A 215-nucleotide genomic window follows, 5' to 3' on the forward strand; every position below is an offset into this window, starting at 1 on the left:
GGCGTTTCACTTCTGAGTTCGGCATGGGGTCAGGTGGGACCACCGCGCTGTTGCCGCCAGGCAAATTCTGTAATTTACCGAACTCTACGCTTATTACTGGTGCTGATACCCAGAGTCGAACTGGGGACCTCACCCTTACCAAGGGTGCGCTCTACCAACTGAGCCATATCAGCACGCTTATTCTTATAACAGCCTGCTTAATAGCAAACTTTACT

At 50.7% G+C, this 215-nt stretch carries 1 tRNA gene and 1 rRNA gene; both read right to left on the minus strand.

The features are described from left to right. Positions 1 to 61 (minus strand): 5S ribosomal RNA (rrf, locus tag ACLBVC_RS24875); the annotation flags it as partial. A gap of 36 nt (positions 62 to 97) precedes the next feature. After that, positions 98 to 173: transfer RNA gene (locus ACLBVC_RS24825), tRNA-Thr, on the minus strand. Between the last annotated feature and the right edge of the window lie 42 nt (positions 174 to 215).

Source organism: Rahnella selenatireducens (assembly GCF_046449555.1).
Classification (GTDB): domain Bacteria; phylum Pseudomonadota; class Gammaproteobacteria; order Enterobacterales; family Enterobacteriaceae; genus Rahnella; species Rahnella selenatireducens.